Below are 26,900 nucleotides of genomic sequence, written 5' to 3'. Positions count from 1 at the left end.
ACCTTTAGAATAATAACTACCTCTTTTAAGCAAAGACAATTGCTTGAAACTGTGCAAAAGAACGAATAATTTTTGACAACTCTCTCATTTGATTTAATCGGTTATCTCGCACTTCCCTTTTTTCAGTCATAACCATAATATGATCAAAATATTGATTAATAATTGGCTCTGAACTCGCTAGTGCCTCATACGCTTTTTTGGCATTACCTTGTTTTAATGCTTGCTCGACTTGTATCGATAATTCTTCATAAAGAGTATAAAGCTGTTTTTCTTCTTCTTTTTCAAATAGATCAACATCGATGGCTCCACTATCTTTGGCTTTCTTTGCAATATTTGTAACCCGACTTAATGCTTCCACCACTTTCTTAAAAGCTTCTTCCTGATGCAATTCTGAAATGATAACAGACTTTGTAATTAACGTTGGTATATGACCTATTTGATCGTTTAGCACAGCATCGACTACATCGTATTGAACACCTTGTTCTTGTAATAATGCCTTTACTCTTAGCTTAAAGAATTCTAAGAGGTCAGACTTAATTTCTCCTGCTTCACTTTTTAATAATTTTCTTGATTCAGCCACTTCAAGACTAATGGAAACCAACTGTTCAAGACTCACGTCCAGTTTATGGTCATTAACCATCTGAACTATACCAGCCGCCTGACGTCTAAGTGCATAGGGGTCCTGTGAACCCGTCGGTATTAGTCCAATTGCAAAACATGTCGAAATTGTATCTAGCTTTTCTGCAAGGCTGACAATGGTTCCAGCTAAAGTAGATGGACTTGTATCTCCAGCAAAACGCGGTCTGTAATGTTCGTTTATTCCTTGAGCCACTTCTTTTTTCTCACCAGCGAGATCAGCATAAACTTCTCCCATTCTACCTTGTAATTCCGGGAATTCATTAACCATTTGTGTAACAAGGTCAAATTTACCAATTTCAGCAATACGACTAGCTGTCTTTTCTGTTTTTTCATCTACAGCTAACAACTGAGACATTTTCGTTACAGCTTCACCTACACGACGTACTTTATCACCGATTGAACCTAATTCCTCATGGTAGACAATTTGTTCTAATCTAGTTAAAGCATCCGTGATTTTTAATTTTTGGTCCTCCGCGTAGAAGAACGCTGCATCTGATAATCGAGCCCTTAATACCTTTTCATTCCCTTTAGAGACATTATCTAAATGTTTATGGTCCCCATTACGGACAGTAATGAAATAAGGCAACAAGTCACCTGAATGATCTTGTACTGGGAAGTAGCGCTGGTGCTCCCTCATTGAAGTGATTAAAACTTCTTTAGGTAACTGAAGAAAGCTCTTATCAAAACTTCCAGAAAGGGCTGTTGGGTATTCAACTAAATGGGTTACTTCCTCTAAAAGTGATTCATCAATGGAAACAAGCCAATTATTTCCTTCTGTCATCGATTCAATCTGATTACGAATTCCTCTTTTTCGTTCTTCTGGATTAACGATTACATATTCCGCTAGTAAAGAAGTTACATATTCTGAAGGCTCACTAATTTCTATTTCATTACCAAGAAAACGGTGTCCATATGTTTTAGATCCCGTTTTGATTGATGTAATTGAAAAAGGAATAACCTCTTTTCCATACATTGCCACAAGCCATCTAATTGGACGAGCAAAACGAAGGTCATTGTTTCCCCAACGCATATTCTTCGGAAAATGCAGAGAAGTAATAAGTTCTTTTAATGCCGGTAGAAGTTCAATGGTCTTTTTTCCTTGAATATATTTGTTCGCATAAATGTATTCAACACCTTTGATTTCCTTAAAATATAATGAATCCGTACTTACTCCTTGTCCTCTTGCAAATCCAGCCGCTGCTTTTGTCCAATTCCCATTTTCATCAAAAGCAATCTTCTTGGCAGGGCCTTTAGCCTCTTCTTCAATATTCGGTTGATTTTCAGCCAGCCCTTCAATTATGACAGCTAATCTTCTTGGTGTAGCAAAGGCTTGAATTTCACTGTATTCTAGGCGTTCATTTTTTAACCACGTTTCTACTTTTTCTTTTAATTGGTTCATTGAATCCGTCACAAAACGGGCTGGTAACTCTTCCAATCCAATTTCTAGTAAAAAATCACGCTTGCTCATTATTTTCTCCCTCCTTCTTTTTTAACATTGGAAATCCTAGTCTTTCACGCTCATTATAATAAAGTTTTGCTGCAGCACGAGCTAAGTTTCGAACTCGACCAATGTAACCTGTACGCTCTGTAACAGAAATCGCTCCTCTAGCATCAAGCAGGTTAAATGTATGTGAACATTTCAAAATATAATCATATGCTGGAAAAACAAGGTTTTCATCCAAAGCACGCTTTGCCTCTTGCTCATATGTACCAAATAGAGAGAAGAGCATTTGACTATCTGATACTTCAAATGTGTACTTAGAATGTTCATATTCTGACTGTTTAAAAATATCGCCGTAAGTGAATCCTTCTACCCATTCAAGATCAAAAACATTTTCTTTATCTTGAATATAGGATGCAAGTCTTTCTAGTCCATACGTAATTTCCGCTGAAACCGGATTTGCCTCTAGGCCTCCAACTTGCTGAAAATAGGTAAATTGAGTAATCTCCATTCCATCTAACCAAACTTCCCATCCTAAACCGGCGCAACCAAGAGTAGGATTTTCCCAGTTATCCTCTACAAAGCGAATATCATGTTCGAGTGGATTAATTCCAAGAGCCTCAAGGCTTTTTAAATAAAGCTCTTGAATATTGATTGGAGATGGCTTCATAATAACTTGAAATTGATGATGCTGGTATAAGCGGTTCGGATTTTCACCGTATCTTCCATCAGCAGGTCTACGAGAAGGCTCCACATAAGCCACATTCCACGGTTCTGGTCCAATTGTACGTAAGAGTGTAAATGGGCTCATCGTTCCAGCCCCTTTTTCTGTATCATACGCTTGCATAATCATACAATTTTGTTTTGACCAATACTCTTGTAAGGTCAAGATCATATTTTGAACATTCACTTGTTCTTACCTCCTTATTCTTGATCGGTGACATTCGCATTTAAAATGGCATAGAAAAAACCCTCATCCTTATGTCATTTTTAGACATAGGGACGAGAGCTTTTCCCGCGGTTCCACCCTAATTATTAAGAAGATTACTATAATGCAACCCACTTAATCACTTTCAACGAATATGCTCCGGAATGCCTTCTTTACTTTCTTAAGCCCTAGCTCACACCACCCTAGGTTCGCTTTCATAAGAGGAGAGTAAATACTAATTTCCATCTATGCACCATATCTTATTATTAGCATCATACTAAAAATCCAACTTGACTGTCAACTTGCCATTATTCAAATCCATTCATCCGTTCCATTTGTTCAAGAAACCTTCTAGACTTTAGCCGTAATCCTGAATATTCATCATAGTAAGCCGAAATAATGATTTGTAATTCCTTTTTTGTTTCTTTCTTTAAGGAAATCTCGCCAAGTCTTTGTAAATCAAAATAATAAAACAATCGCAATAGTCTAGCTGCATGCGCTGATAACCGGTAAGCTTTTGTATCTTGATGTAAACATTGTTCACACAAAAATCCAGCATGTCGAATAGAAAAGGCAACAGGAACATCAGTCGATGCACAACTTACACATTGATCTAACTCCGGTTTTATTCCTGCAACAGCAAGCATCTTCACTTCATAAATCCGAAGTAATACTTCTGGATCTATACCTTCATTTAAATAATAGAGCATTTGATAAAGCAATTCAAAAAGATAGGGATTTCGTTGTCTATCTTCTGTTAATTTATCCGTAAGTTCGACTATGTACGTTGCATAAGAGGCTCGAAATAAATCATTCCGAACCTCTCGAAACGAATTTGAGATATCAGCTTGATTTAATGTTCCGAGTCCAGAACTTAGCTGAAAAACAAAAGTACCATACATGAACAATTGGGAAGCCGCAGATAAACGATTTTTAGGTTTTTTGGCTCCTCGAGACATAACTCCAACCTTACCTAATTCCCTAGTAAATAACGTCAAAATTTTATTTGATTCCCCGTAATCCGTCGTACGAATAACTAAACCTTCTACTTTTTGAATCATTCTATCACCACACATTCTTCGTGAGGTGTCAACATACTGTTAATGCGTTGGCGAGTCTGTTGTTTCAATGTCCTCTATGTCTTCTTGTCCGAATTGTTCGTCTGAATCTCGCTCTAGCTCTTTCAATAATAAATACGTATCCACATTACCTGTCATTGAAAAGACTTTCCAAGAAAAATCGAGCATATCAGATTCCACCTTTCTTCTTCATAAGACTTCAACGCTCTATACTTGTATGATGACCTTCTTTTCTTAAATCATGTTAAGGAAAAATTGTTAATTAAAAACACTTGACTTTTTAGATCTCCCTAAGGGGATATCGTTACTCTAATGATAAGCGTTCAAATAAAAAAAAACAATGGCTAGACACCTAGTCATTGTTTAATGGGGAAAGAAATATGAGAGTTATTTTCTAATTCGCGTCCCTCTTTCAAGGAGTGTTCACTCGCCACTCAATTTGAAATCACCCACCTGAAATGGCAATGACTACTTAAGTTGCTTCTAGTTTTTTATTACGGATTCAAACTACCTTCTTACTTTGGTTTTGACAATGGCTCCGCACGTTGCGTGCCTTTCCTGAGAACCCCACTCAGAAAAGACTCAAGACATGGCAGCGGCTTCGTTCATTGCTAAGAGCAGAAGAAAAAGGATAAATTTGACCTTTTTCTTCTACTCTTTAATACTCATCCTCTCTAAATCCATAATCACGTAAGTGGGAAGCCTTATTTCTCCAGTCTTTTTGGACCTTTACCCATAACTCTAAAAAGACTTTAGATCCTAATAACGTCTCAATGTCCGTTCTTGCTAATTTCCCAACTTCTTTTAGCATCGAGCCTTGTTTTCCAATAATAATCCCTTTTTGAGAAGTACGCTCAACAATGATTGTAGCCCCAATATAGACAGTTTCCCCGTTCCCACGCGTCTTCATTTGTTCCACATTAACAGCAACAGAATGAGGAATTTCCTCCCTTGTTAAATGGAGAACCTTTTCTCGAATGAGCTCACTTACTACAAATCGTTCTGGGTGATCGGTCACTTGGTCGCTAGGATAATATTGTGGACCTTCGTCCAAGTAGTTGGTAATTTGCTCCATAAGAGTTGGAATATTATTCCCTTGAAGAGCTGAGATTGGGATGACCTCTTTGAAATCTAATTTTGTTCTGTACGTTTCAATCACACCGAGAATGTCATCCGGTTTGATTTTATCGATCTTATTAATGACTAAGAAAACTGGAGTTTTTATTCCCGTTAACTTTTCAATAATAAATTCTTCTCCTGATCCAAAAGCTTCTGTTGCATCAATAACATAAAGTACTAGGTCAACTTCTCTTAACGTATTCTGAGCTACCTTCATCATAAAATCGCCTAGTTTATGTTTAGGTTTATGGATTCCTGGTGTATCAATAAAAACAATTTGTGATTCATTACTTGTGTAAACGCCTTGTATTTTATTTCTAGTTGTTTGTGGCTTGTCCGACATAATGGCAATCTTTTGACCAATAACATGATTTATTAACGTAGACTTTCCGACATTAGGACGACCAATAATAGAGACAAACCCTGATTTAAATCCTTTTTGATTATTCATTCATATCCTCCGCTGTAAATGCTCCCGGCAGCAATTCAGCTACCGTCATTTCTAATATATCACCTTTTAAATTTGTAAGAATTACATTTGTGCCAGGGGAACAAAGCTCGACCATCACTTGACGGCAGGCTCCACATGGAGGTACAGGACGATCAGATCCTGCCACAACAGCAACCATTTCCACTTTACGATTCCCTTCTGAATAAGCTTTAAACAAAGCTGTTCTCTCTGCACAATTTGTTAAACCAAAAGAAGCATTTTCAATATTAGCACCTAAAAACACGGTTCCATCCTCCATTAAAATAGCTGCTCCCACTGGAAACTTAGAATAAGGTACATACGCTTGCTCCCTTGCACGTTTAGCTTCAACTATTAATTCATGCTTATTCATTTCTCATCATCCTTTCTTCTCGAACGAACATGAACAACCATATTGTGAAAGTCCACTTCCGTTTCCATATCGTCCACAACAGATCCTGGGTCTGGAGGTACGACGACCCCACCAGATATGATGAATTTAAGTCCTTGTTCAACTGACATATTTAAAAGAATTACATCTTCTCTAGGGACTAAAACAAGCCAACCCGATGTTGGGTTTGGGGTAGTAGGCAAAAAGACATTTATACAATCTCTAGAGGTTAATCGCTGAACTTCACCTCTAGATTCACCTGTTTGGAAACCAATCGTATAAAGTCCCTTTCTAGGATATTCAACAAGCACAACATTCTTAAACGATGAACGTTCTTGAGCAAATGCGTGAATAACTTGTTCAACAGAAGTATAAATTGAGTTTGCAATTGGAATCCGACGAAAGGTGCGGTCGATCGTTCCAAAAATTCGGCTTCCCTTCCCTTGAATACGCATAGCTCCTACCCACGTAATAAGTAAGATCGTTAAGACAAAACCAATCCCTAGTAAACGTTCTGAGAATGGTGTATATACTCCCAGAAAATAGATACGACCTTCAACAGTTGTGATAACATTAAGCGCTTTTAACAGATCTGTTATAAAAGCTCCAAGAAACGAGTCTACAAGTCCAAAAAGTAATTGGATTACATAGATTGTTGCAATGGCTGGAAGTAAAAAAATGATTCCAGAGATAATATTTTTTTGAAACCTTTTCCACATAATAGAGGGTACTCCTCTCAACCAATCTATAAGTTTTCGATCAAAAGGGGATTACGATGACGCGGTCCATGTTAAATTTATTACGAGGGGACCATCGCCTCTTTAAACTATTCTAAAGCAGTTTGATTAAAGCAGGGACAAACAAAATCACTCCTATTATAACGGCAAAAATACAATACACAAACACAGCTGCTGCTGCAATATCTTTGGCTCTCTTCGCTAATGGATGAAATTCTTCAGTGATCAAATCTACGGTTCGTTCAACAGCGGTATTCATAATCTCTAAAGAAAACATCCCAGCAATGACTAGAAGTAAAATCATCCACTGCACCAGTGGCAGGCTTAATAGGTATGCTGAAACTAAAGTGACTCCTGCTATTATTAAGTGTATTTGCATATTCTGCTCATGTTTTACTACAAAAATTAATCCCTGAGTTGCAAACATGAACGATCTTAGCAAACGTTTAAACCCTTTTTGATTTCTATCGTGTAAGCCCATAGTCAGATAAAATGTCCTCTTGCCTTGAGAACATTTCCTTCTCTTCGGCTTCTGTCATATGATCATATCCGAGTAAATGTAGCATACCATGAACAGTCAAAAAACCTAATTCACGTTCAAAAGAATGTTCGTACTCCTCTGACTGCGCCTTAATATGTGCTAGAGAAATGACGATATCACCTAGAACATTGGGCATATCAGGATTAGGAATTAGCTCTAGTTCATCTTCCCCTTGTTCATTTAGCGCAAAAGAAATAACATCAGTAGGCTCGTTTTTATCTCGATATTCCAAGTTAATCTCTTGAATCCGTTTTTCGTCTACTATTGTCACTGAAACTTCTACCTCGCCATTTAATCCTTCCCTTTTGGCAGTTAACATGATGACCTTTTCAACAAGCACTTGATGTTCTTTTGTTAAAGCATTCGTTTCGTCAGTAAAATCAACTGTTACGTTCATCCTTTTTATCTCCTTTTTCTTTAACGTCTTCTGGATATTCAATTCGTTGATGGAAAGTGCCCTTGAGCGTTTCACAAATGGATACGGCCACTCGATCTAGTTCTTTTAAGGTTAAATCGGACTCATCGAATTGTCCATCTTCGAGTTTATCTTGAATAATTTTCCGTACAAGTGCTTCAATTTTATCAGGAGTGGGCTTTTGTATCGTTCGAACTGCTGCTTCAACACTATCGGATATTCCTACAATTGCTGAAACCTTTGTTTGAGCTTTTGGACCAGGATATCTAAATTGAGATTCAGGTATTACCTGGTCCGAGTCTTTATTAGCTTTATGGTAAAAATATTTTAATAATGTTGTTCCATGATGTTGTTGAGCTATATCAATTATTTCTTTTGGCATTTTAAATTCGCGTAATAAATCAGCCCCATCATAAGGATGAGCAATGATAATCGTTCTACTTAATTGTGGAGAAATCTTATCATGAGGGTTCTCCATTTTCATCTGATTTTCAATAAAAAAGTGTGGTCTTTTTGTTTTTCCTAAATCATGATAATAGGAGCCAACTCGAGCAAGCAAACCATTTTCACCTATTGACTCACACGCTGCCTCCGCCAAGTTCCCAACAATAACACTGTGATGATAGGTACCCGGAGCTTCTACTAAAATCTTACGAAGTAGAGGTTGATTAGGACTAGAGAGTTCAATTAACCTTGATGTAGATAGAATCCCAAATCCCGCTTCAAAAAATGGCAACAAACCAATAGTTAGTACAGCAGCCACAAAACCAGACAAAAAAGCAAAACCAACATGCATTCCTACCTCAAACCAACCGCTCTGAACCGTCTTCATAAATAGTAATGCAACAACAGCTACCATATTCACTATTGAAACAAACAAACCAGCTCGAAGAATTCGAGAAAGTTGATTCGATTTACTAAGGAAATACGCCCCTGCAAATGAACTGAATAAAATATAAAAACCATAACTGAAATGAAAAGTCCCTACAGTTTCATTATTAAACATGATACTTCCAATTACTGCAAACATAATACCTGTAAATAAAGCTAACCTAGTATGAATTAATAAGGTAATAAGCATAGCCCCAACTGATACAGGGACAACAAAACCAATACCTTGTATCTCTAATCCTTCAAACATGCTTGTAATCTTCATAATAACGATGGTAACAATAAAAACAAGGGTGAACATTAACAAATGACTATTGTTTTTTTGTACAGATGTTTGGGCTTCACTAACATAATAGGAAAGCATGCTAATAATTAATCCAATCAAAATGGCTAATCCTACATATGGAAATACATTAAAAGAATCATCCAATAAACCAACGATTCTTAATTGTTCATAAATCTCATGGTTAATCATTTCCCCTTCTTTAACTAGAAGCTGTCCTTCACGTATCAATACGGGTTCTACACTCTCTGCAGACTCTTGTCTTAGTTGTTCAGTAGCATTAGCGTCATAAATATAGTTAGGAATGATCGCAAACTCGGCTATCTCTTTCATCGCTTCAAGGAGATCGTTACTAACTGTTGAAATAGCAATTTGACTGCGTACTTCTTCTTTAGCTTCTGTCAAATCTTTAATTGAAATTCTTTCGCTCATAATTTCATAAACAGCATTTGTCGTTGTTTCTCTTGCAATTTGTAATTGTGAATCACTTGCTTGTAAAAACGTTACTAAAGTCTGATCAGAAATATCATTGCTTGTTCTTGATGTTAGTACATCTTTAACAAAATTAATTTGACGATTAAGAATGTCCTCTTCATCTTGTTCAATCTCGACATTGTCCTCTAATTCGTCTAATCGAACTTGATTAACTAAATCAAAGATATCATGAACTTTCCGCACCTGATTTTGTGCATATTCTTTTTTCAACTCATAAATCGGACTAACTTCATCGACCGCTGCACTTCTTCGTTCCTCAGTAGCCGTTTTGTGCTCAGCCGTAATCGGAGATCTTATATCCTGATCTGCTATCTGCGATAATTGTACGTCTATTTTTTCTGGTATGATATTACCTAATAACAGAATATAGAGAAGGATTCCAATTAAGAAAAAAAGAATGCCTCTTATGTATTGATGATCCCGAATACTTTTCCACCATTTGTGTTGATCAATTGACGATCGTCTTTTCAAATGAAACACCTCACGTTCCAAACTGCCATCTTATTTATAAAGGAAGACCCTCTTTCTAAAAGAGGGTCTTCCTATTAACGCCTCTTAGGCAAAGGCTTTCTGTATTCAGTCCACTTTCAACTTATCAGACTGGTAGCATGAGTGATTTCTTCATTTTTCTTGGGTAGCTTCTTGTTGCTCATAGGCGTTTATAATTTGCTGAACCAGTGTATGCCTGACAACATCAGATTGTTGAAGGTAGATAAAAGAAAGATCTTTAACATTTGAAAGAATTTCAATTGCTACTTTCAAACCCGATTTTTTTCCTCTTGGTAAATCAATTTGTGTTAAGTCGCCATTAATGACCATTTTAGAACCGAAACCTAGTCTAGTTATAAACATTTTCATTTGCTCTTTTGTTGTATTTTGAGCTTCGTCCAGAATCACAAAAGCATCATCTAGTGTCCGACCACGCATATAAGCTAAAGGTGCCACCTCAATCGTTCCGCGTTCCATTAAGCGAGCTGTCTGTTCCATCCCAAGGACATCGTGAAGGGCATCATATAAGGGACGTAAATAAGGGTCTACTTTCTCTTTAAGATCACCAGGTAAAAACCCAAGACTTTCTCCCGCTTCTACAGCTGGTCGAGTTAGTACAATTCGTTTTACTTGACCTTCTTTTAAAGCAGTCACCGCCATGACTACAGCTAAGTAGGTTTTCCCAGTACCTGCTGGCCCAATACCAAACACCATATCTTTCTTTCTTAAAGCTGATACATAATGGCGTTGCCCTAATGTCTTAGCAATAATTGGTTTACCTTTAACATTTGTAGCTATCTTTTCATCGTAAAGTTCCAATAATTCTTCAAGACGATCATTTTCTTCTAACTGTATAGCGTAAACGACATCACGCTCCGATATTGATATACCTTTCCGGATTAACTGAATTAAGGCAGCAATAACATTGCCAACGATTTCTGTCTTTTTTGCATCTCCAGTAACTTGTACCTCTTCACCTCGTGTTACAAGCGTTATTCCTAGTTGTTCTTCCATTCGCTTAAGGTGTCTGTCATGAGGTCCAATAAGCGCTTGTGCCTCATTGGCATTCTTAACTTCTAGCTTTATTGTTTTAGTTTCTGTCAATAGACTCAATCTCCTTGAATAATCGGTTGCTCCGATGTAATATCTTCTATTACTTGGTAATGTATCCTTAAGTTAACTTTACCATTCTCCACGTCCTCGTGCAAAACTTTTTCGCCAATGATTTCCGCACCCAAGGGCAAATGCTTCTTAAGATCAACACGAGCCCTTTTTCTAGCGGCGCTCACAGCTTCTTTTTTTGTATACGTTCGATTTAATTGAGAGGTTTCAAGAAATTCTGTTCTTTTATAACTAATTGGCAATGACCAATTCAAAAATTGAAATTGACGTTCATGCTCAAATTGAGTATATTCAGGGAATTTCACTTTACCAAATCCCCAAATCGGAATATTAAATCCTGAAAAAGAAAGATAGTGCCTTTCTTTCTTTTCACCTGTTAGAGTTGTGAACAAGTTGTCTAATGGCACAGATACATCAGACTTGTACCAAATCTCCCCTAACACCATAGCCTGCGCTGGTACTAACTCCTTTTCTTCATCTTCCGCATCCTTTTTACCAATATAACCAGAAACAAGTCTGTCTCCCTTACGGACAAAATCATTTGGTTTAACTTCAGCTTGCCCGTGCTCCACAAATATTTTATGAATAATAGCTTTCTTCGTTGCGATAAGATGTCGTGGACTATAACGTTCAGCCTCATCTGGTAACTGCTGCTCAACAACCTCAAATTCAAAGGTCGTCCCTTTTTGGCGCACACCTACCCATGTAGCCCCTTGAACCAATTCTGTTACGTCACGTTGAATCAATTCTACACTTGGCAATGAAAATTGAAATGTTCCTCTTTTGATTCCCATTTCAGTTACAACCTGCCTTAGTTCATGTTCGACTTGAGGTGAGGCACCTTTTATTTCGATATCCCAAACCATATTTGATAGAACGAACATAACCGTTAAGAAGGAAATGATCCCCACTAAAAAACCAGATCGTTTTAGAATGCGTTTAAGAAGGAAGGGCATCCCACTCCGTTGCACAAACGATACCTTACAATTTGTCTGTCTAAGTAAAGGTCGTATTCGCTTAGCATCTTCTACATCCATATAACAAACAATTCTACGGTCATCTATTCTTTTTATTTGCCAAATGGAAAAGTCATGTTCAATACATCTATTTAAAAAACGCTCTGGATAATCCCCATCAATCCTCACTCGTACATAACCGTTAATATGGTTAGTCCATTTATTATTCATTTACAGTTTTTCCCCCTTCTGAGCATGCGTATACCCTATAGCAAACTTTCTAGCTATGTACCTTTTCCCTCTATAAACAGGACTTGATCGATCCGCCCCTCAAGTAATAGTTCTTCAGGTAATATCGTCTTAATAACAAAATTGTCACCTTTTATTAATAATTGACCCTGCTTCAATAACAAGCGGAGCTCTTGATTAGAGAATCGTAAAACACCGCGATGGTTTTCAATATAAATATGTAACTGGCCAATCATTGTAATTCGCGGCAGGTCCATCATGACATCTGCAGGAAGTTGCATCTGCTTCGTCATCCAGTTCTTCATTTGTTGTCTCATCTTTTTCATGTGCGAACCCCCTTCCTCTAATCTTTATGATCATTTTTTGCTCGATATCACAATGAATCCTTTATAAAAAGTAAAATATTGAACTTAAATCTTTCTATTGCCGTCGCAAACGTTTTGCTACTATACAAAAAAGAAGCAGCGCCATGTAGGCACTGCTTCTAAGAATGACTTATTAACGTTTTTTCACAAACGTAGCATGTGGTTGGCGCGACCTAGGTGGTCCTAACACCTCTGCCCAAACCACGGCTTTCATCGCTTCTTTATTAGACAAATTATTTAAATGTAGATCTAATTTATCCTTTTTCTCCAGTTCGGAAGTACTAGCTTCTTTTCGTATTTCCTTACTTTTCCTTGAAGAGACCTCTCTTTTTCGTTGCATCTCTTCATATTGATTTTGAAGTTCTTGTTGACGGCCCACGACACCTTCTTCAAAAGAGACATGTTGCGTAGGTGGTTCTATATTCGTTGAAGTACGTCGTTGCACTGGCTCAGGATCCACCTCTTCCTGCTTGAAGATCTCTCGCCAATCCACCTTCTCCTGTTGGGGTGCATCAGAACGTTGTGGACGGCTTGGACGCTGCTCTTGTTGTTGACCAGCACCAGTCAATCGCCCAAACATACTTATTAACCCACCAATTAGCAAAGCCACAAAAATAAAATTTTCAGTGATAAGATCAAATATTTGGTCCAATGTCACAGTCAATTCCTCCTTTCATTACTTGGAAAGGATTCATGATTAATCTCGTTTCGGACTATTTGAATCTCCATCAGTAGCTTTACTAATGGAACCACGCATATCCGTGTCAGCCATCACATTTTGATAGTTCATATAATCCATGACACCCATATGACCTTTACGCAATGCTTCAGAAAGCGCCATTGGTACTTCTGCTTCTGCTTCCACAACCTTCGCACGCATTTCTTCAACTTTCGCTTTCATTTCTTGCTCTTTTGCAACAGCCATTGCACGACGCTCTTCTGCTTTAGCTTGAGCGATCTTTTTATCTGCTTCCGCTTGATCTGTTTGAAGTTCAGCACCGATGTTTTTACCGATATCGATGTCTGCAATATCAATCGAAAGAATTTCAAAAGCCGTACCCGCATCTAACCCTTTTGAAAGAACTGTTTGCGAAATCATATCTGGATTTTCCAATACTTTTTTATGATTGTTAGCCGAACCAATCGTTGAAACAATTCCTTCACCTACACGAGCAATGACAGTATCTTCCCCCGCACCACCGACTAGTCGATCAATGTTTGCGCGAACCGTGATGCGCGCTTTTGCCTTCACTTCAATCCCATCCATTGCCACACCAGCAATAAATGGTGTTTCAATCACTTTCGGATTAACACTCATTTGTACCGCTTCTAGTACATCACGACCTGCTAAATCAATCGCTGCTGCACGCTCAAAGCTTAAGTCAATGTTTGCACGTTGTGCTGCAATCAGTGCATTAACAACACGGTCAACATTCCCCCCTGCTAGATAATGCCCTTCTAACTTTGATGTACTTAAATCAATACCAGCTTTAACTGCTTTAATTAATGGATTTACTACACGCGCAGGAATAACACGACGTAACCTCATCCCAACTAATTCAAAAATTCCAATCCTAACTCCGGCTGCCAAAGCTGAAATCCACAACATGACAGGAACAAATGTAAATAATACGGCAAGCAAAATTAATAAAACCGCTAAACCAATCAATAAACCAATACTACCAGGATCTAAAACCATAATCTAAATTCCTCCTCTTATTTTTAGTTTTCCTTTACTTCTCTTACAACAATGCGCGAACCAGCTGTATAGATAATTTCGACATTCTTTCCCTGTCCAATATATCCTCCCTCAGAGACAACGTCAAGGCGTTCATTTCCAAAAACCACCGACCCAGAAGGACGAAGAGGGGTTAAGGTTTCACCAATTTGACCAACCAACTCTTTCCTTGTTGCATTTGAGATATAACCCTTCTCGGCGCTCGTTGAATCAGTAAGAATGATTTTACGCATTGGACCTCGATGTCCAAAATAACGAAAGATCAAAATCGCTACAACAGTTGTGATAACTAAAGCAATAGCAATGTAAATCAACATCGAAGCAGTTGAGAATGAAGCCAAAAGCATCCCTGCAATTACAGCCGCAATTCCGAGTAAACCGAATATCCCAAAGCCTGGGACAAAAATTTCAATCAATATCAAGACAAAGCCAACAACAAATAAAATCATCGATTCCCACCCAGCAAAACCCGCAAACATATGTCCAAAGAAAAATAGCAATAAAGCTGATATTCCCATCAGGCCTGGCACACCGAATCCAGGTGAATAAAGTTCGAGAACAAGCCCTAAACTTCCAATTGATAAAAGTATTGGTATGACAACCGGATTAGTAACAAACCGCGCTAGTTGCTCAGAGAAACTAACTTCCATTTCTCGCTCAATTGCATTTTCAAGTCCTAAATGTTCAAGTAATTCAACCCGGTTAGCGGCAATCGCTTCTGCATATCCTACTTGCAGAGCTTGCTTAGAAGTTAGTGTTAGCAAATCTCCTTCAGGCGCTCCGAGTTCCGGTAGATCAATTCTATTATCGGCCATTGCTAAGGCATATTGCGGATCGCGGCCATTTAACTCAGCCGCACTACGCATCTCAGACAGCCAATATGATTGAGTTTTATCTTCAGCTGCATTGCCTGCACCATCTATAACCGCAGCAGAACCCATTGTTGCTCCTGGTGTCATCACAATTTTATCCGTATTCAGTGCGATATAAGCTCCTGCAGAAATTGCCTTACTTTTTACAAACGTAATTACTCTTACCTCTGTTTCTTGAATTAGAGTAGCAATATTACCCGCCGCATCTACTGCTCCACCAGGTGTATCCATTTCTAACACAATATGTGTGGCACCTTCTTGTGCGGCGGTTTCAAATGACCGAGCCATAAAAGCTTCTAGTCCTCTTTCTACCGTTTGTTCAACAGGAATATAATAGACAATCGGCTCTCCTTTATTCGCTCTCTCACTATGTACCAGCGATTGAATGGGCATTAAAAAAGCAGCTAGAATAAGCAACGTAATGAAGAACATCAATCGTTGATTTCTTGTTGCCATACAAACCCTCCCTTCTAATTATCCTATTTATTTTTACGAACCAGATATCAAATGGTTTCATTTTTTAAAAGGTTTTTTTATTTTATCTTATCCTATTCTCTTTAAATCATATCACGAGTAAGTATTCAATCTCTAGTTAGTAAGTACCAATAACATGGTTTAGCTCACACTAATTCAAATGAAAAAACTTGAAAAGTAAGGCCACTGCTATCAAAAAAAACAAAAAAACGTCTCAACTCTTTTTAAAAAAGAGATGAGACGTTTGTGTCATTATGATAAATGTTGTTGCACAAGACGATTCACAAGACCACCATCAGCTTTTCCTTTAACCTTAGGCATGACTGCTCCCATGACCTTACCCATGTCTGCTTTGGTTGAAGCACCTACATCGGCAATTGCTTCTACAACAATCTTCGATACTTCTTCTTCAGAAAGCTGTTCTGGCATATAGACCACAAGCACAGCAACTTCATCACGTAGCTTGGAAGCTAGATCTTCTCGGTTAGCTTTTTCAAACTCATGGAGGGAATCCTTGCGTTGTTTCAGTTCGCGATTAAGCACCGTAAGGCTTTCATCGTCCGTCAACTCACGTCCGAGCTTTATTTGCTCGTTTTGCAACGACGACTTTACCATACGGATGACAGAGAGTCTATCCTTTTCCTTGTTCTTCATCGCATTCTTCATGTCTTGATTCAAACGTTCAAGAAGATTCAATGAAAGCACCCTCTCACTTCAATTAGAACTTACGTTTTCTTGCTGCTTCAGATTTCTTCTTACGCTTAACACTAGGCTTTTCATAGTGCTTACGCTTTTTAACCTCAGCCAACGTTCCTTCTTTAGAGAGTGATCTCTTGAAGCGACGAAGTGCAGCATCAATCGATTCGTTTTTGCGAACACGAGTTTCTGCCATTATATTTCCCTCCCTCCGAAACAACCAACTCAGGACGTACATTTAGTTCAAGTGCACGTCTTATAGAATTATAATATATGGAAGTCTATAGGTCAACCGAAAAACGACAATTTCCTTAGTTTTTACAACTTCAATCTGCTATGAAAGTAAAGGTACTCTTCAAAAATCTTCCTTCTAAATTAATTGGAGATGAACTAAACTTAGCATAAACAACCTTACTATTAACAATAATAGGTACTAACCAGATAGTATTTTTAGAATAAAAGATCCTACTCTAAAGGATCTTTATTTTGCTTTTAGGCCATTTAGTATAAAATCAATGTATATCGTTGTTACTGCTTTTTCGTCTAACTTCCCCTTAGGATCAAACCAATGATAACTCCAATTCACTGCCCCAAGAATCGCTAGTCCAACAATATCAACATTAAGGTCTTCGCGAAAATCTCCGGTGTCAATTCCTTCTTGAATCACCTTATTCAAATTACCTCTAAACAAGTCACGCTTTTTAAAAATATCCTCCAAATGCTCTTCATTCAAATGCTGAATTTCTCTAAAAAACACTCTTGCACTTTGACCATGTCCTTCTATATGTTTCATAATCATATAAACAATGTTATATAGCTTTTGTTCAGAGTTCATTTTTTTATTAAATATTTCTTCTTGATGCTGTAATAATTCATCAATGTAGCGCAGATGAATTTCCATCAACAATTCTTCTTTACTTTTATAATAGTAATAAAATGTTCCTTTTGTCACGCCAAGTGCTTCTACAATATCCTGAATCGAAGTTTCTGTAAAACCGTTTTTTCCAAATAAATCGATACTCACTTCTATTATTTTTTCCTTCATGTTGTCGCCTCACAATCTCTCTTAACTCATTCTCTCTAGTATACCATAAATGGCTTTACCACTTTAAATAGGTAACCGGATTCACTGTGAGTTACTAGTAGATAAACTGACTAGTTAATTTGCTAAAGCGACATCAAATAATTAGTCTTGTTCGCTTATAATTCTCTTTCTACAATCGCTATTCCGAACATTCATTTACTAAATTATTTATTTTCAGTCATGCTTGTTGAGTTTGGTCCATAGATTGAATAGAGAGGTGATCACAGTGATCAAAGAACTATTTTCCTTATTGGCTGTTTTTATAGCGTTATTCTTATTTGGTATGGTTGTTATGAGGGCTGGCCTTTTTCAACTCGGACAAGCGAGCTTTCAAAAAATAATATACCAATTAACGAACTCTGCATGGAAAGGCATGATTGTCGGTGCAATGGCTACAGCAATTCTTCAAAGCAGCTCCGCTATTATCGTTATGACTGTAGGACTTGTTGCAACAGGGTTACTTTCCTTTCGTCACTCTATTGGAATCATTTTAGGAGCCAATATTGGAACCACTATGACAACTGAATTACTTGCCCTAGATTTGTCTATGTTTATCGTTCCTCTCTTGCTTATCGGCTTACTATCATTGCTACTTCCAGGTACACGGGCTTATGCAATTGGATGTCTATCCTTTGGACTAGCTTGCATTTTTATTGCAATGGACGGATTAGAGACGCTGGCTTATCCTCTGGCATCCATTCCTTCTATTCATTCTTTTTTTAATTTAACAAATGAACATGAGTTACTTGGAGTTGGAATTGGAGCCGTGCTAACTGCCATTATACAATCGAGCACAGCAACAACTGCTATTGCTATGGGGTTCATGGGGGATAAAGTCTTAACCCTTCAAGCTGGAATAGCCATTATGTTAGGAGCGAATATAGGTACATGTGTTACTGCTTATCTTGCAAGTATTGGTTCTGGACGTAGTGCAAAACTCGTTGCTTATGCTAATATTTGGCTAAATGTATTTGGAGTCCTTGTATTTATTCCACTAATTGGATCGTTAAGCAATTTGGCTAGTAGCCTTACTTCTTCACCCATGATGCAACTTGCTCATGCTAGTTTAGTTTTCAATGTCATTTGCTCCATTATCATGCTGCCACTTGTTACATACTTCGCTAAATTTATTGAATGGTTTCATCTAAAGAAAGCTTAATCAACTTGTATCATCCGATCATCAGCTGTGAACCTTATGTTAATTCTAATGAAAATCTTTATAAGATCAAAAGGTAACGGTTAACAAGAAGTCAACCGTTACCTTTTTAATGAATAGTTAGTTTTGATAAGATTGATTATAGTCTTGGCCAAATTGACTTTGCTGACTTTGTGGACTTTGCATTTGTTGTAACTTCTGAAGCTCTTGTTGTTGTTGTTGTTGCTGTTGATTTTGTTGTTGCAGTTGTTGCTGTGATTGATTAATTTGTTGAGTCATTTGGTTCAATACATTAATGGATTGAATCGATTGACCAACATTCCCTAACATTTGAGTAGCTTGCTGAATAGATTGCTGTAACTGTTGGAATGTCTTTTGTTGTTGTTGTTGTGCTTGAGTACTAATTTGTTGCATCTGTTGTAAAAGCTGATTTGTTTGTTGTTGGTCTTGTCCTGATGAAGACATTGTTGAATTTGCTTGTTGTTGAGTAGATTGAAGTTGATTTAATGTAGATTGCATCGTTTCTAAATGGCCTCTAAGCGGATTGATTTCTTCCCCAATTTCTTCTTCTGCTTTTCGTTCCGCTGCTTGTTTCACCATTTCTTCTGTGCTTTTCTCCATCCCAAACTCCTCCTTAAACTGTTCTTGGTTCATGTTGTTCAAATCCGTTCGATCAATATATGCCGGAGCCGGTTCAGGCTTATTTCTAAAGAAAAAAGCTAAAGCACCAAGTACGGCAACAAGCACAATGACAACGAAGAATAACATTCCATCGATGATCATGCACCTCCAATATGAAACACAATCCCAAACTGCTTTCAAGTCGGGACAAAGTTTATTATGAACAAGAATTGACTTTTATATTTTAAATTGTCTATTCCAATATTAACTAGATAATGTTAAAGCACAGGAGACATTCTAATGCCAAAAAAACACTCTTATTTTATCTTAAAATCAGTATGCTGTTTTGAGCATGATCTTCTCTTCATTGGATAAAATACTTGTATAGCTTCTAACGTTCTCTGAAATAGGAAAAACTTAAATATTGCTCCATTTCTTAATCATCGACTTTTGATTGTTCAACAATTTGTTTATTTTAGCACTATTTATAGAGCTTGTTCTTAATATTACCGTTGCATGAACAAGCCCCAACCTGGGAAAAGTACAAAAGAAATTAAGGAGGTAGAATATGGCTCAAGATATTGAAGAGTTGTCAAGTTGGTTGGAGTCACATAAAGGGGAGACATTGACCATCCATAAAGGAGAGTTATCTACAGGGCTACAACAAATCTTTGATATTGATCAAGTCACACTCAAGCTTGATCATATCTCTCTTGTTTCAAACGAGGAAAATATAGACGATTATATTCCCCAACAAGAACTAATCCTTCATGGACAAGGGAATATTAACAGTGAAGAAGGAAAAAAGGATTTACCTCAAGACGCATATGAAATTCCACTGACCGGAAACGTAATTACTTCAAATGAAGGAAATGCACTAAAGATCGAGACAGAGAAAGCAGTTTATAAAATTCACCATTAATATTTTCTTTATACTAAGGAATTCACCCTCCAAATAATATGTACCTTACTAGCTTATTCGTCAAAACTATATAAAAAAGGCTGCTATCATCCAGCAGCCTTTTTCAATTTTAATTTGAGTAGAAAAAGCCTAAATTTTCTCTCATAAAAAGTAAATCGTAGCTAAATAAATAATAAAAGTAATAGATAAACTACCAAATAATGTAGAAAATAAAACGGCTTGAGCCGCAAAATCTGGATGATTATCATAATCTAACGCAATTAAAGCACTATTTCTCGATGTCGGAAGAGCACTTGCAATAAACAAAGCTGCAGCTACTACCCCATTAATATTTAGTAACAATAGAATTCCAAATGCGATAGCTGGTGATACGACTAATCTGATAAATACACTTGCTAATAAAGGAGCAAAATAACCTTTCAAATCTTTGAAAGTAATTTGGGCACCAAAGGTTATTAACGCAATTACAAAAAAACCATCTGCAATTGACCAGATTGGCTCTTTTAGAAACAAAGGAATTTCCACATTTGTGATGTTACCAATGATCCCTAGAAAAACAGCAAAAAAAATCGGCGATTTAATATATCCAATTAAATCTTGTAGAATGCTGGCATCTGCAGAGGATTTTGCATTCATAATTCCAAGCGAGAATGTCATGAAATTTTGAATAGCCATAACTATAATTTGTACTGACATTGCTAATGGGTCATGGTTAAAAGCTAGACTATTTACTGGGAGACCAAAGTTACCAGCATTCGTAAGTATGACACTATTAACAAAACTAGCTCTTATCTTTTTGTTAAACTGTAAAATTCTCGACACAAAATAGTTTAATCCGTATAAACAAATTACCTGAACACATACAATAAAGACGATTAGTACAAGAAGTTTAAAATTTAAGTTTGTATCATAAATTTTTGTGAAAACCAAAATGGGAATATAAAAATATAATGTTAACTTAGATAATGTAATGACATGAAACGAGAAAATTCGATTTAAAATATACCCTGCGCTTATTAACAGTAGTAGCGGTACAATTATATTTTTTAGAATTTCGATTATGATCATATTTACATGTACCACCTTTAACTTCCTTGAAAAAGAGAGTGACTTAATAAAGTTAAAACTTTTGATTAAGTCACCCTTACGGCTTTATAATTTCTTTTTAGCTCTCGGCTTCTTTATTAATGGAATAACGAGAGATACAACAGTAAGCATTAAAAGCACAATAGTTATCATGCTATCAAAGAAAATAGAAATGCTTCCATTTGAGATTGTCAAAGATTGTCTTAGAGATTGCTCCATCATTCCACCTAGGATAAACGCAAGAATAAACGGAGGTGCCGGAAATGAGAATAACCTCATTAGGTATCCGATTACTCCAAACGCTAATAATAAATACAGATGGAAAGTATTAAAACTAATAGCATAGACACCTACCAAACTAAACATAATGACTAAAGCAATTAACATTGGTCTTGGAACTTTTAACACTTTTGCAATATAAGGAATCAAAGGTAAATTTAATATTAAAAGAAATACATTACCTACATACATACTTGCAATAATTCCAAAAAATACGTCAGGACGGTCTTGCATTAATAATGGTCCAGGTTGTAATCCCATAACTAAAAATGCACCTAACATAACAGCAGTTGTCCCCGAACCTGGTATGCCAAGACTGAGCAAAGGAACAAACGCTCCTCCAGTTGCAGCATTGTTTGCTGTTTCTGGACCTGCTAACCCCTTTATAGAGCCTTTACCAAATTCTTCAGGTTTTTTTGCAATCTTCTTTTCTGTAATATATCCAATAAATGAAGCGATGGTCGCGCCAGCACCAGGTAGAATACCTAGAATAAACCCAAGAATGGACTGTCTTCCCATAGGACCGACCATCTCTTTCAAATCCTGCTTCGTTAACTTTAAGCTTCCAATTGACTGACCATTTTCAAAGAAACTACCTTTACGGTTTAAAATTAATGTACAAACTTCTGCTAATGCAAATAACCCTAATGCAATAACTAGAAAATCTATCCCTTCAAGTAAATTGACATTTCCAAAAGTAAAACGAGGAGTTCCTGTTTGACCATCAATTCCAACAGTAGCAATCATAAAACCAACAACTGCCGAAATAAGTGCTTTTACTACTGAACCTTCGGATAAACTTGTTATCGCTGTAAGTCCAAGTAACATTAAGGCAAAATACTCCGGAGGTCCGAAGACAACTGCTACATTTGCAAGTGTTGGAGCTAAAAACATCAATAATATAACACTAACCGTACCACCTACAAAGGAAGAGATTGCTGCAATTGCTAAAGCTTGACCAGCTTTTCCCTGCTGTGCCATTGGATAACCATCAAAAGCTGTAGCAACCGTACCGGAAATTCCAGGGGCATTTAATAGAATTGAGGCAGTCGAACCACCAAACACTGCACCATAGTATACCCCTGACATCATAACTAAAGCTAATGCAGGATTCATTCCATACGTAATAGGAATCATAATTGCAATGGCACTAATTGGTCCTAATCCTGGCATCATTCCAATAAATGTCCCAACAAAAACACCAATTAACACAAATAAAATTCCATTTAAACTTAGAGCCACTTCAAACCCTGACATCATTCCTGATAATACATCCATTTAGACTGAACCTCCTTTCTTCAGATTGGTAAAATACCTTTTGGTAGCGAGATTTGTAGTAAATAAACAAAGATCCCATACATAATTACTGGAAATAAAATTGAAACAACAATATTTGATTTTAAGCTGTCATATCCTAGGAATTTTGAACAAACGAAGATAAATAACATCGTGACTATAACGAACCCAAGAATTTCTAATAAAGAGATATATAAGAATATAAGTAAAGCTACTATAAGTAGTACTCCAATTTCCTTTTTAGGGATTTGTCTTCTTTGCCTCTGCTCCTCTGTCTCTCTATCCTTCTGAATGAATAAGATAATGGACAAACCAAGCAGTATCCAACCTAACGCTTTCGGTATGGCATCAGCGTCTACTGTCGCAAATTGAGAAGAAGGCAATTGATAGCTCATAACAAGAAATAGGATTGAAAATACTAGTATGACACTACCTAATTTACGATTTGTTGTATTAAACATATGCTTCACCACCTTAAATTTGATCCTTACTTCTTCATAGACTGGAATAAATTCTGAAAATAATTATGTACCAACGATCCATGAAAGAGATCGTTGGTACTTGTTTTTATTACTAGTAACCTAGCTCAGTTAAAAGTGCTTGAATCTCTTCTTTTTCGGCGTCAAGAAATGCTTTATAATCACTACTATTCATGTAAAATTCATCCCAACCATATTGAGCACGAATTTCTGCAAATTCTTCAGAATCACTTAATTCCTTGAATTTTTGTTCATAGTAAGCAACTTCTTCCGGGTTCATATTCGGAGGACCGAAGAAACCTCTCCAGTTTGTAAATGTCTCATCGATACCTTGTTCTGTAGCTGTTGGAAAATCAGAAATCACTTCCCCTACCAGACGTTCTTCTGCTGTAATTCCTAGTACTTTAATCTTGCCAGCTCTCACCTGCTCAACTGTTTCGGCAATACCTGCTGAGTAAACATCAACACTTCCATTTAATAGTGAAGTTAATGCTCCACCATCCTGGTCTGAAACATATTTTACTTTTGTAATGTCTACTCCAGCTGCTTTTGCAATTTTCACAAACTGAATATGATCCATACTACCTGGAGAAGAGGCACCGACAACTGTAATACTTGATGGATCTTTCTTCATATCTTCGAAAAGTTCATTTAGATCATTCCACTTTGCATCAGCATGTACCGCAAAAGCCCCGTAGTCTGCAATCACATTTGCAAGAGGTGTAAAATCTTCATGTCCATATTGGGACTGACCTGCCAATGGAATTAAAAGGATTGGAGGTGAATTTACAAATAAGTGATGCGGGTTTCCTTCTTTTTGAGCTATATAAGCCCAACCAACGGCTCCACCACCACCTGGTTTATTTACAACACCCATGTTCTGATCAATAATACCCGCTTCTTCAAATACTTTTGCTGACATACGCGCTGTCGTATCCCAACCACCACCAGCACCACTTGGGGCAACAATTTCAATTGGCTTTGTAGGCTCCCATCCTTCAGAACTAGATGCATCTGAGTTAGTTGAACTAGTTTCTTCACTTGTTGCACCACCACAGGCGGCAACAATAATCATCATTAACACTAAAACAAAAGAGAATGCTATTTTTTTCATCTTTCAATTCCCCCATTCTTAATTTTGAAAAGACTTTCTTTTCTATCTATCTGAATCTTATAGTATTTTCTCGGTAATGTAACCGTTTACAAATTTAAGTGTTTTAAAAATTTTAATTCTATTTTGTTCATTTTGTTCACAATGTAAAAATTCACTATGTAAAAACAAAAAAACATCTTGCTCGATATCAAGATGTTAAATAATATTTTCGTTCTGGTCGACCAACTATTCCATATGATAGTTCAGCTTTTCCTGCTCCTATTGAAATCAAATACTCCAAGTATCTCCTTGCTGTTGTTCGAGACGCACCCATTATTTCTCCTGCTTCATCTGCCGTAATTCCATCTTGTTGTGTCATAATTTCTTTTATTTTCTCTAAAGTGATCGGGTCAATTCCAGTAGGTGTATGCTCTTTCTCTATTGTTTTTGGTTTAACCGTTCCAAGATACTGATCAATTGAGTCTTGTGTCATTTCGTTTTTTTGTTCGAAAAATTTCTTTCTCTGTAAATAGTGTTCTATTGTCGTTTTAAATCTTTCAATTGTTACTGGTTTTAAGATGTAATCAATTACTCCATTTCTTAAAGCAGACTCTACCATCTGCATCTCTGTGGCAGCAGTAATCATAATAATATCTACTTTGGGGTGATTAAGACGTACTTCTTTCATTAATTCCACCCCTAGCACATCTGGCATATAGATATCCAATAGCAATAAATCAATTTCCTTTTTCTCTAGTAACTCTATTGTTTCCTTACCATTTAATGCTTTTCCTACTAATTTAACTCCTTTAACTTGTAAAAGAAATTCCTCATGGATCATCGCAACTCTAAAGTCATCTTCAACAATTGCCACCTTAATCACAGTTATTGCTCCTTTCCAATACCATCTATTTTTTTAGGTAAGAAAATTGTAAAAATTGCACCTCCCTGAATTTGATTTTTTGTTTCTATAATTCCACTCAAACTTTCTACCGTCTTCTTTACATTAGTAAGACCAAATCCGTGTTGATTAGAACCTTTCGTCGAATATCCTTTTTTAAAGATGGCATGAAATCGGTCATCTTGGATTCCTGGTCCATTATCACTAACTTCAATGACAATGTCGTTCCCTATGTCTGTAATAAAGAACGTTACTTCCTTTAAAGATTGCCTATCAATTGCCTCGAACGCATTATCAATTAAATTCCCGATAATAATGATAATATCTGATGGATTTATATGTTTAGGTAATAAGTCTAATGAACTATTATCATCTATAATAAAAGTAATTTTCTTTTCAGAAGAAGTACTAATTTTCCCTAGCAAGATAGCTTGTACTGTTTGATCATGAATTTGATCAAATAAAATTTTATTTTGACTTTCCTGCTGAATATATTCATTTTGTATCATTTGAATCGCTTCATGATAGTGACCTAACTGTAACAAACCAGAAAGAACATACAGTTTGTTCGTATATTCATGAGTTTGTGCACGTAGATCTTCTGAATATCTTCTAATTTCAAATATAGTATCAACCATTTTTTGTAAATCAGTTTTATTACGAAAGCTTGCTACTACCCCTACTATTTGATTATCTTCTATAATAGGTGTCCTGTTCACAATTAATACAAGATCATTTATCTCTATTTCTATATCTTGGTCGGTATGATCTGACATGAAAATTTCAAGCAATTTTGATTGAGGAAATACATCTATTATCATATCATTCACACAGTCGTCTTTTATCGCTAACAGTTCTTTTGCCGAATGATTGATCATTGTAATTCTTCCTTGAGCATCAACAGCAATTATTCCTTCTTTAATTGAAAGCAATACGGCGTTTCTTTCTCTGTACAATGACGCAATTTGGTGCGGTTCCAAACCAAGAGTATCTTTTCTAATATTACGAGCTAACAATATTCCTCCTAACGTTCCTAGCAATAGAATGACAATAGCAATACGACTAATTTTAAGTATAGTCCCGAAAATGATCTCGCGAATATCCTTTATTAAAAATCCTACTGAAACAACACCGATTATCTCTCCAGTGTCGTCAATAATTGGAGCCTTTCCTCTTAATGAAGGGCCAAGACTACCAGTTGCTTTTGATAAATAATGCTCTCCATGAAGTAAGGCTAATTCATTATCACCGCCAACCATCTTTTTTCCTATTTTATTTACATCGGGGTGGGAATACCTGACATTTTCTTTGTTTCCAATTACAATAAACTCGGCACCTACTATCCCTCTGATTTTTTCAGCAAGTGGCTGAATAACAATGGATGGATCATCTAATTCAAAAGAACTTTTTATTGCGGGGATTAATGAAACCGTTGTAGCAATCCTTAAAGCCGTATTACCAATATTTTCTTCAATTTCTTCTGACTCAAAATATGCATATATTCCCGTAAGCATGGTTGTTATAAATAGAATGATGAAGATAATTACAGTTATAATTTTTGTTTGAAGTGACAATCGAATCATCTTCTTCTCCT

At 36.7% G+C, this 26,900-nt stretch carries 28 protein-coding genes; 2 read left to right on the top strand and 26 right to left on the bottom strand.

Features of this window, described 5'->3' with window-relative positions:
• Positions 1-25: 25 nt before the first annotated feature.
• The 19 genes from glyS to LDX58_RS00550 all read right to left on the bottom strand — a co-directional run bounded on the left by glyS (position 26) and on the right by LDX58_RS00550 (position 17,434).
• The gene (gene glyS / locus LDX58_RS00640; RefSeq protein ID WP_227934940.1) at positions 26-2,107 is read right to left on the bottom strand and encodes a glycine--tRNA ligase subunit beta; all 2,082 of its coding nucleotides are present in this window, start codon (positions 2,105-2,107) and stop codon (positions 26-28) included.
• Complete coding sequence (glyQ, locus tag LDX58_RS00635) at positions 2,094-2,990, bottom strand: glycine--tRNA ligase subunit alpha (protein WP_227934939.1); 897 nt, start codon at positions 2,988-2,990, stop codon at positions 2,094-2,096. The genes glyS and glyQ overlap by 14 nt, the downstream gene beginning before the upstream one ends.
• Before the next feature lie 326 nt (positions 2,991-3,316).
• Positions 3,317-4,069, bottom strand: a complete 753-nt coding sequence (gene recO / locus LDX58_RS00630; protein ID WP_227934938.1) for a DNA repair protein RecO — start codon at positions 4,067-4,069, stop codon at positions 3,317-3,319.
• A gap of 39 nt (positions 4,070-4,108) precedes the next feature.
• Complete coding sequence (locus tag LDX58_RS00625; RefSeq protein ID WP_227934937.1) at positions 4,109-4,255, bottom strand: YqzL family protein; 147 nt, start codon at positions 4,253-4,255, stop codon at positions 4,109-4,111.
• Between the two features lie 490 nt (positions 4,256-4,745).
• On the bottom strand, positions 4,746-5,657 hold the full coding sequence (gene era, locus LDX58_RS00620; RefSeq protein WP_227934936.1) for a GTPase Era: 912 nt from the start codon (positions 5,655-5,657) through the stop codon (positions 4,746-4,748).
• A complete protein-coding gene (locus LDX58_RS00615) occupies positions 5,650-6,048 on the bottom strand; it encodes a cytidine deaminase (RefSeq protein ID WP_227934935.1) in 399 nt (132 codons plus the stop codon). The genes era and LDX58_RS00615 overlap by 8 nt, the downstream gene beginning before the upstream one ends.
• Complete coding sequence (locus tag LDX58_RS00610) at positions 6,045-6,785, bottom strand: DUF502 domain-containing protein (RefSeq protein ID WP_227934934.1); 741 nt, start codon at positions 6,783-6,785, stop codon at positions 6,045-6,047. The genes LDX58_RS00615 and LDX58_RS00610 overlap by 4 nt, the downstream gene beginning before the upstream one ends.
• Before the next feature lie 112 nt (positions 6,786-6,897).
• Positions 6,898-7,230 carry a diacylglycerol kinase family protein gene (locus tag LDX58_RS00605; protein ID WP_308017427.1) on the bottom strand — a complete coding sequence of 111 codons (333 nt, stop codon included), beginning with the start codon at positions 7,228-7,230 and terminating at the stop codon, positions 6,898-6,900.
• A gap of 37 nt (positions 7,231-7,267) precedes the next feature.
• Positions 7,268-7,741 (bottom strand): rRNA maturation RNase YbeY, encoded by a 474-nt coding sequence (gene ybeY, locus LDX58_RS00600; protein WP_227934932.1) that lies wholly within the window; start codon positions 7,739-7,741, stop codon positions 7,268-7,270.
• Positions 7,725-9,899: an HD family phosphohydrolase gene (locus tag LDX58_RS00595; RefSeq protein ID WP_227934931.1), complete on the bottom strand. Its 2,175-nt coding sequence runs from the start codon at positions 9,897-9,899 to the stop codon at positions 7,725-7,727. The genes ybeY and LDX58_RS00595 overlap by 17 nt, the downstream gene beginning before the upstream one ends.
• A gap of 150 nt (positions 9,900-10,049) precedes the next feature.
• Positions 10,050-11,021: a PhoH family protein gene (locus LDX58_RS00590; RefSeq protein ID WP_227934930.1), complete on the bottom strand. Its 972-nt coding sequence runs from the start codon at positions 11,019-11,021 to the stop codon at positions 10,050-10,052.
• 5 nt (positions 11,022-11,026) lie between these two features.
• On the bottom strand, positions 11,027-12,226 hold the full coding sequence (gene yqfD, locus LDX58_RS00585) for a sporulation protein YqfD (protein ID WP_227934929.1): 1,200 nt from the start codon (positions 12,224-12,226) through the stop codon (positions 11,027-11,029).
• A 53-nt stretch (positions 12,227-12,279) separates the two neighbouring features.
• A complete protein-coding gene (gene yqfC / locus LDX58_RS00580; RefSeq protein WP_227934928.1) occupies positions 12,280-12,570 on the bottom strand; it encodes a sporulation protein YqfC in 291 nt (96 codons plus the stop codon).
• 172 nt (positions 12,571-12,742) lie between these two features.
• Positions 12,743-13,267 (bottom strand): YqfB family membrane protein, encoded by a 525-nt coding sequence (locus LDX58_RS00575; protein ID WP_227934927.1) that lies wholly within the window; start codon positions 13,265-13,267, stop codon positions 12,743-12,745.
• Positions 13,268-13,306: 39 nt separating this feature from the next.
• Positions 13,307-14,308, bottom strand: coding sequence for a flotillin-like protein FloA (gene floA / locus LDX58_RS00570; RefSeq protein ID WP_227934926.1), 1,002 nt, complete (start codon positions 14,306-14,308; stop codon positions 13,307-13,309).
• Positions 14,309-14,331: 23 nt separating this feature from the next.
• On the bottom strand, positions 14,332-15,675 hold the full coding sequence (locus LDX58_RS00565) for an NfeD family protein (protein WP_227934925.1): 1,344 nt from the start codon (positions 15,673-15,675) through the stop codon (positions 14,332-14,334).
• 270 nt (positions 15,676-15,945) lie between these two features.
• Positions 15,946-16,389, bottom strand: coding sequence for a GatB/YqeY domain-containing protein (locus tag LDX58_RS00560; protein ID WP_227934924.1), 444 nt, complete (start codon positions 16,387-16,389; stop codon positions 15,946-15,948).
• Positions 16,390-16,411: 22 nt separating this feature from the next.
• Complete coding sequence (rpsU, locus tag LDX58_RS00555) at positions 16,412-16,585, bottom strand: 30S ribosomal protein S21 (RefSeq protein ID WP_003323311.1); 174 nt, start codon at positions 16,583-16,585, stop codon at positions 16,412-16,414.
• A gap of 285 nt (positions 16,586-16,870) precedes the next feature.
• The gene (locus tag LDX58_RS00550) at positions 16,871-17,434 is read right to left on the bottom strand and encodes a TetR/AcrR family transcriptional regulator (protein ID WP_227934923.1); all 564 of its coding nucleotides are present in this window, start codon (positions 17,432-17,434) and stop codon (positions 16,871-16,873) included.
• Positions 17,435-17,699: 265 nt separating this feature from the next.
• Between LDX58_RS00550 and LDX58_RS00545 the strand changes: the two genes are divergently transcribed.
• Positions 17,700-18,632 (top strand): Na/Pi symporter, encoded by a 933-nt coding sequence (locus tag LDX58_RS00545; protein WP_227934922.1) that lies wholly within the window; start codon positions 17,700-17,702, stop codon positions 18,630-18,632.
• Between the two features lie 117 nt (positions 18,633-18,749).
• Here the strand turns inward: LDX58_RS00545 and LDX58_RS00540 are convergent, their stop codons facing one another.
• On the bottom strand, positions 18,750-19,412 hold the full coding sequence (locus tag LDX58_RS00540) for a hypothetical protein (RefSeq protein WP_227934921.1): 663 nt from the start codon (positions 19,410-19,412) through the stop codon (positions 18,750-18,752).
• 406 nt (positions 19,413-19,818) lie between these two features.
• Between LDX58_RS00540 and ymzB the strand changes: the two genes are divergently transcribed.
• On the top strand, positions 19,819-20,172 hold the full coding sequence (gene ymzB, locus LDX58_RS00535) for a protein YmzB (protein WP_227934920.1): 354 nt from the start codon (positions 19,819-19,821) through the stop codon (positions 20,170-20,172).
• A 141-nt stretch (positions 20,173-20,313) separates the two neighbouring features.
• Here the strand turns inward: ymzB and LDX58_RS00530 are convergent, their stop codons facing one another.
• From LDX58_RS00530 to LDX58_RS00505, 6 genes are all read right to left on the bottom strand, one after another.
• Positions 20,314-21,240, bottom strand: a complete 927-nt coding sequence (locus tag LDX58_RS00530) for an AEC family transporter (RefSeq protein ID WP_227934919.1) — start codon at positions 21,238-21,240, stop codon at positions 20,314-20,316.
• An 84-nt stretch (positions 21,241-21,324) separates the two neighbouring features.
• Positions 21,325-22,815 carry a tripartite tricarboxylate transporter permease gene (locus tag LDX58_RS00525; protein WP_227934918.1) on the bottom strand — a complete coding sequence of 497 codons (1,491 nt, stop codon included), beginning with the start codon at positions 22,813-22,815 and terminating at the stop codon, positions 21,325-21,327.
• Between the two features lie 20 nt (positions 22,816-22,835).
• Positions 22,836-23,294: a tripartite tricarboxylate transporter TctB family protein gene (locus tag LDX58_RS00520; RefSeq protein WP_227934917.1), complete on the bottom strand. Its 459-nt coding sequence runs from the start codon at positions 23,292-23,294 to the stop codon at positions 22,836-22,838.
• 112 nt (positions 23,295-23,406) lie between these two features.
• Positions 23,407-24,426, bottom strand: a complete 1,020-nt coding sequence (locus LDX58_RS00515; protein WP_227934916.1) for a tripartite tricarboxylate transporter substrate binding protein — start codon at positions 24,424-24,426, stop codon at positions 23,407-23,409.
• 187 nt (positions 24,427-24,613) lie between these two features.
• Positions 24,614-25,288 carry a response regulator gene (locus LDX58_RS00510; protein WP_227934915.1) on the bottom strand — a complete coding sequence of 225 codons (675 nt, stop codon included), beginning with the start codon at positions 25,286-25,288 and terminating at the stop codon, positions 24,614-24,616.
• Positions 25,289-25,290: 2 nt separating this feature from the next.
• Positions 25,291-26,889: an ATP-binding protein gene (locus LDX58_RS00505; protein WP_227934914.1), complete on the bottom strand. Its 1,599-nt coding sequence runs from the start codon at positions 26,887-26,889 to the stop codon at positions 25,291-25,293.
• Positions 26,890-26,900 lie beyond the last annotated feature (11 nt).

Source organism: Alkalihalobacillus deserti (genome assembly GCF_020734105.1).
GTDB lineage: Bacteria > Bacillota > Bacilli > Bacillales > Bacillaceae_D > Halalkalibacter > Halalkalibacter deserti.
Note: the sequence above shows the minus strand (reverse complement) of the source record. Positions and strands in the feature narration are given on the sequence as shown.

Excerpts from the sequence above, each read along its gene's own strand:
- rpsU (WP_003323311.1), bottom strand. The coding sequence starts at position 16,585 with ATGGCAGAAACTCGTGTTCGCAAAAACGAATCGATTGATGCTGCACTT.
- recO (WP_227934938.1), bottom strand. The coding sequence starts at position 4,069 with ATGATTCAAAAAGTAGAAGGTTTAGTTATTCGTACGACGGATTACGGG.
- ymzB (WP_227934920.1), top strand. The coding sequence starts at position 19,819 with ATGGCTCAAGATATTGAAGAGTTGTCAAGTTGGTTGGAGTCACATAAA.
- LDX58_RS00550 (WP_227934923.1), bottom strand. The coding sequence starts at position 17,434 with ATGAAGGAAAAAATAATAGAAGTGAGTATCGATTTATTTGGAAAAAAC.
- LDX58_RS00530 (WP_227934919.1), bottom strand. The coding sequence starts at position 21,240 with ATGATCATAATCGAAATTCTAAAAAATATAATTGTACCGCTACTACTG.
- yqfD (WP_227934929.1), bottom strand. The coding sequence starts at position 12,226 with ATGAATAATAAATGGACTAACCATATTAACGGTTATGTACGAGTGAGG.
- era (WP_227934936.1), bottom strand. The coding sequence starts at position 5,657 with ATGAATAATCAAAAAGGATTTAAATCAGGGTTTGTCTCTATTATTGGT.
- LDX58_RS00540 (WP_227934921.1), bottom strand. The coding sequence starts at position 19,412 with ATGATCATCGATGGAATGTTATTCTTCGTTGTCATTGTGCTTGTTGCC.
- floA (WP_227934926.1), bottom strand. The coding sequence starts at position 14,308 with ATGGTTTTAGATCCTGGTAGTATTGGTTTATTGATTGGTTTAGCGGTT.
- LDX58_RS00605 (WP_308017427.1), bottom strand. The coding sequence starts at position 7,230 with ATGTTTGCAACTCAGGGATTAATTTTTGTAGTAAAACATGAGCAGAAT.
- LDX58_RS00610 (WP_227934934.1), bottom strand. The coding sequence starts at position 6,785 with ATGTGGAAAAGGTTTCAAAAAAATATTATCTCTGGAATCATTTTTTTA.
- glyS (WP_227934940.1), bottom strand. The coding sequence starts at position 2,107 with ATGAGCAAGCGTGATTTTTTACTAGAAATTGGATTGGAAGAGTTACCA.
- LDX58_RS00525 (WP_227934918.1), bottom strand. The coding sequence starts at position 22,815 with ATGGATGTATTATCAGGAATGATGTCAGGGTTTGAAGTGGCTCTAAGT.
- LDX58_RS00515 (WP_227934916.1), bottom strand. The coding sequence starts at position 24,426 with ATGAAAAAAATAGCATTCTCTTTTGTTTTAGTGTTAATGATGATTATT.
- LDX58_RS00615 (WP_227934935.1), bottom strand. The coding sequence starts at position 6,048 with ATGAATAAGCATGAATTAATAGTTGAAGCTAAACGTGCAAGGGAGCAA.
- LDX58_RS00520 (WP_227934917.1), bottom strand. The coding sequence starts at position 23,294 with ATGTTTAATACAACAAATCGTAAATTAGGTAGTGTCATACTAGTATTT.
- yqfC (WP_227934928.1), bottom strand. The coding sequence starts at position 12,570 with ATGAAAAAGATGAGACAACAAATGAAGAACTGGATGACGAAGCAGATG.
- LDX58_RS00565 (WP_227934925.1), bottom strand. The coding sequence starts at position 15,675 with ATGGCAACAAGAAATCAACGATTGATGTTCTTCATTACGTTGCTTATT.
- ybeY (WP_227934932.1), bottom strand. The coding sequence starts at position 7,741 with ATGAACGTAACAGTTGATTTTACTGACGAAACGAATGCTTTAACAAAA.
- LDX58_RS00625 (WP_227934937.1), bottom strand. The coding sequence starts at position 4,255 with ATGCTCGATTTTTCTTGGAAAGTCTTTTCAATGACAGGTAATGTGGAT.
- LDX58_RS00505 (WP_227934914.1), bottom strand. The coding sequence starts at position 26,889 with ATGATTCGATTGTCACTTCAAACAAAAATTATAACTGTAATTATCTTC.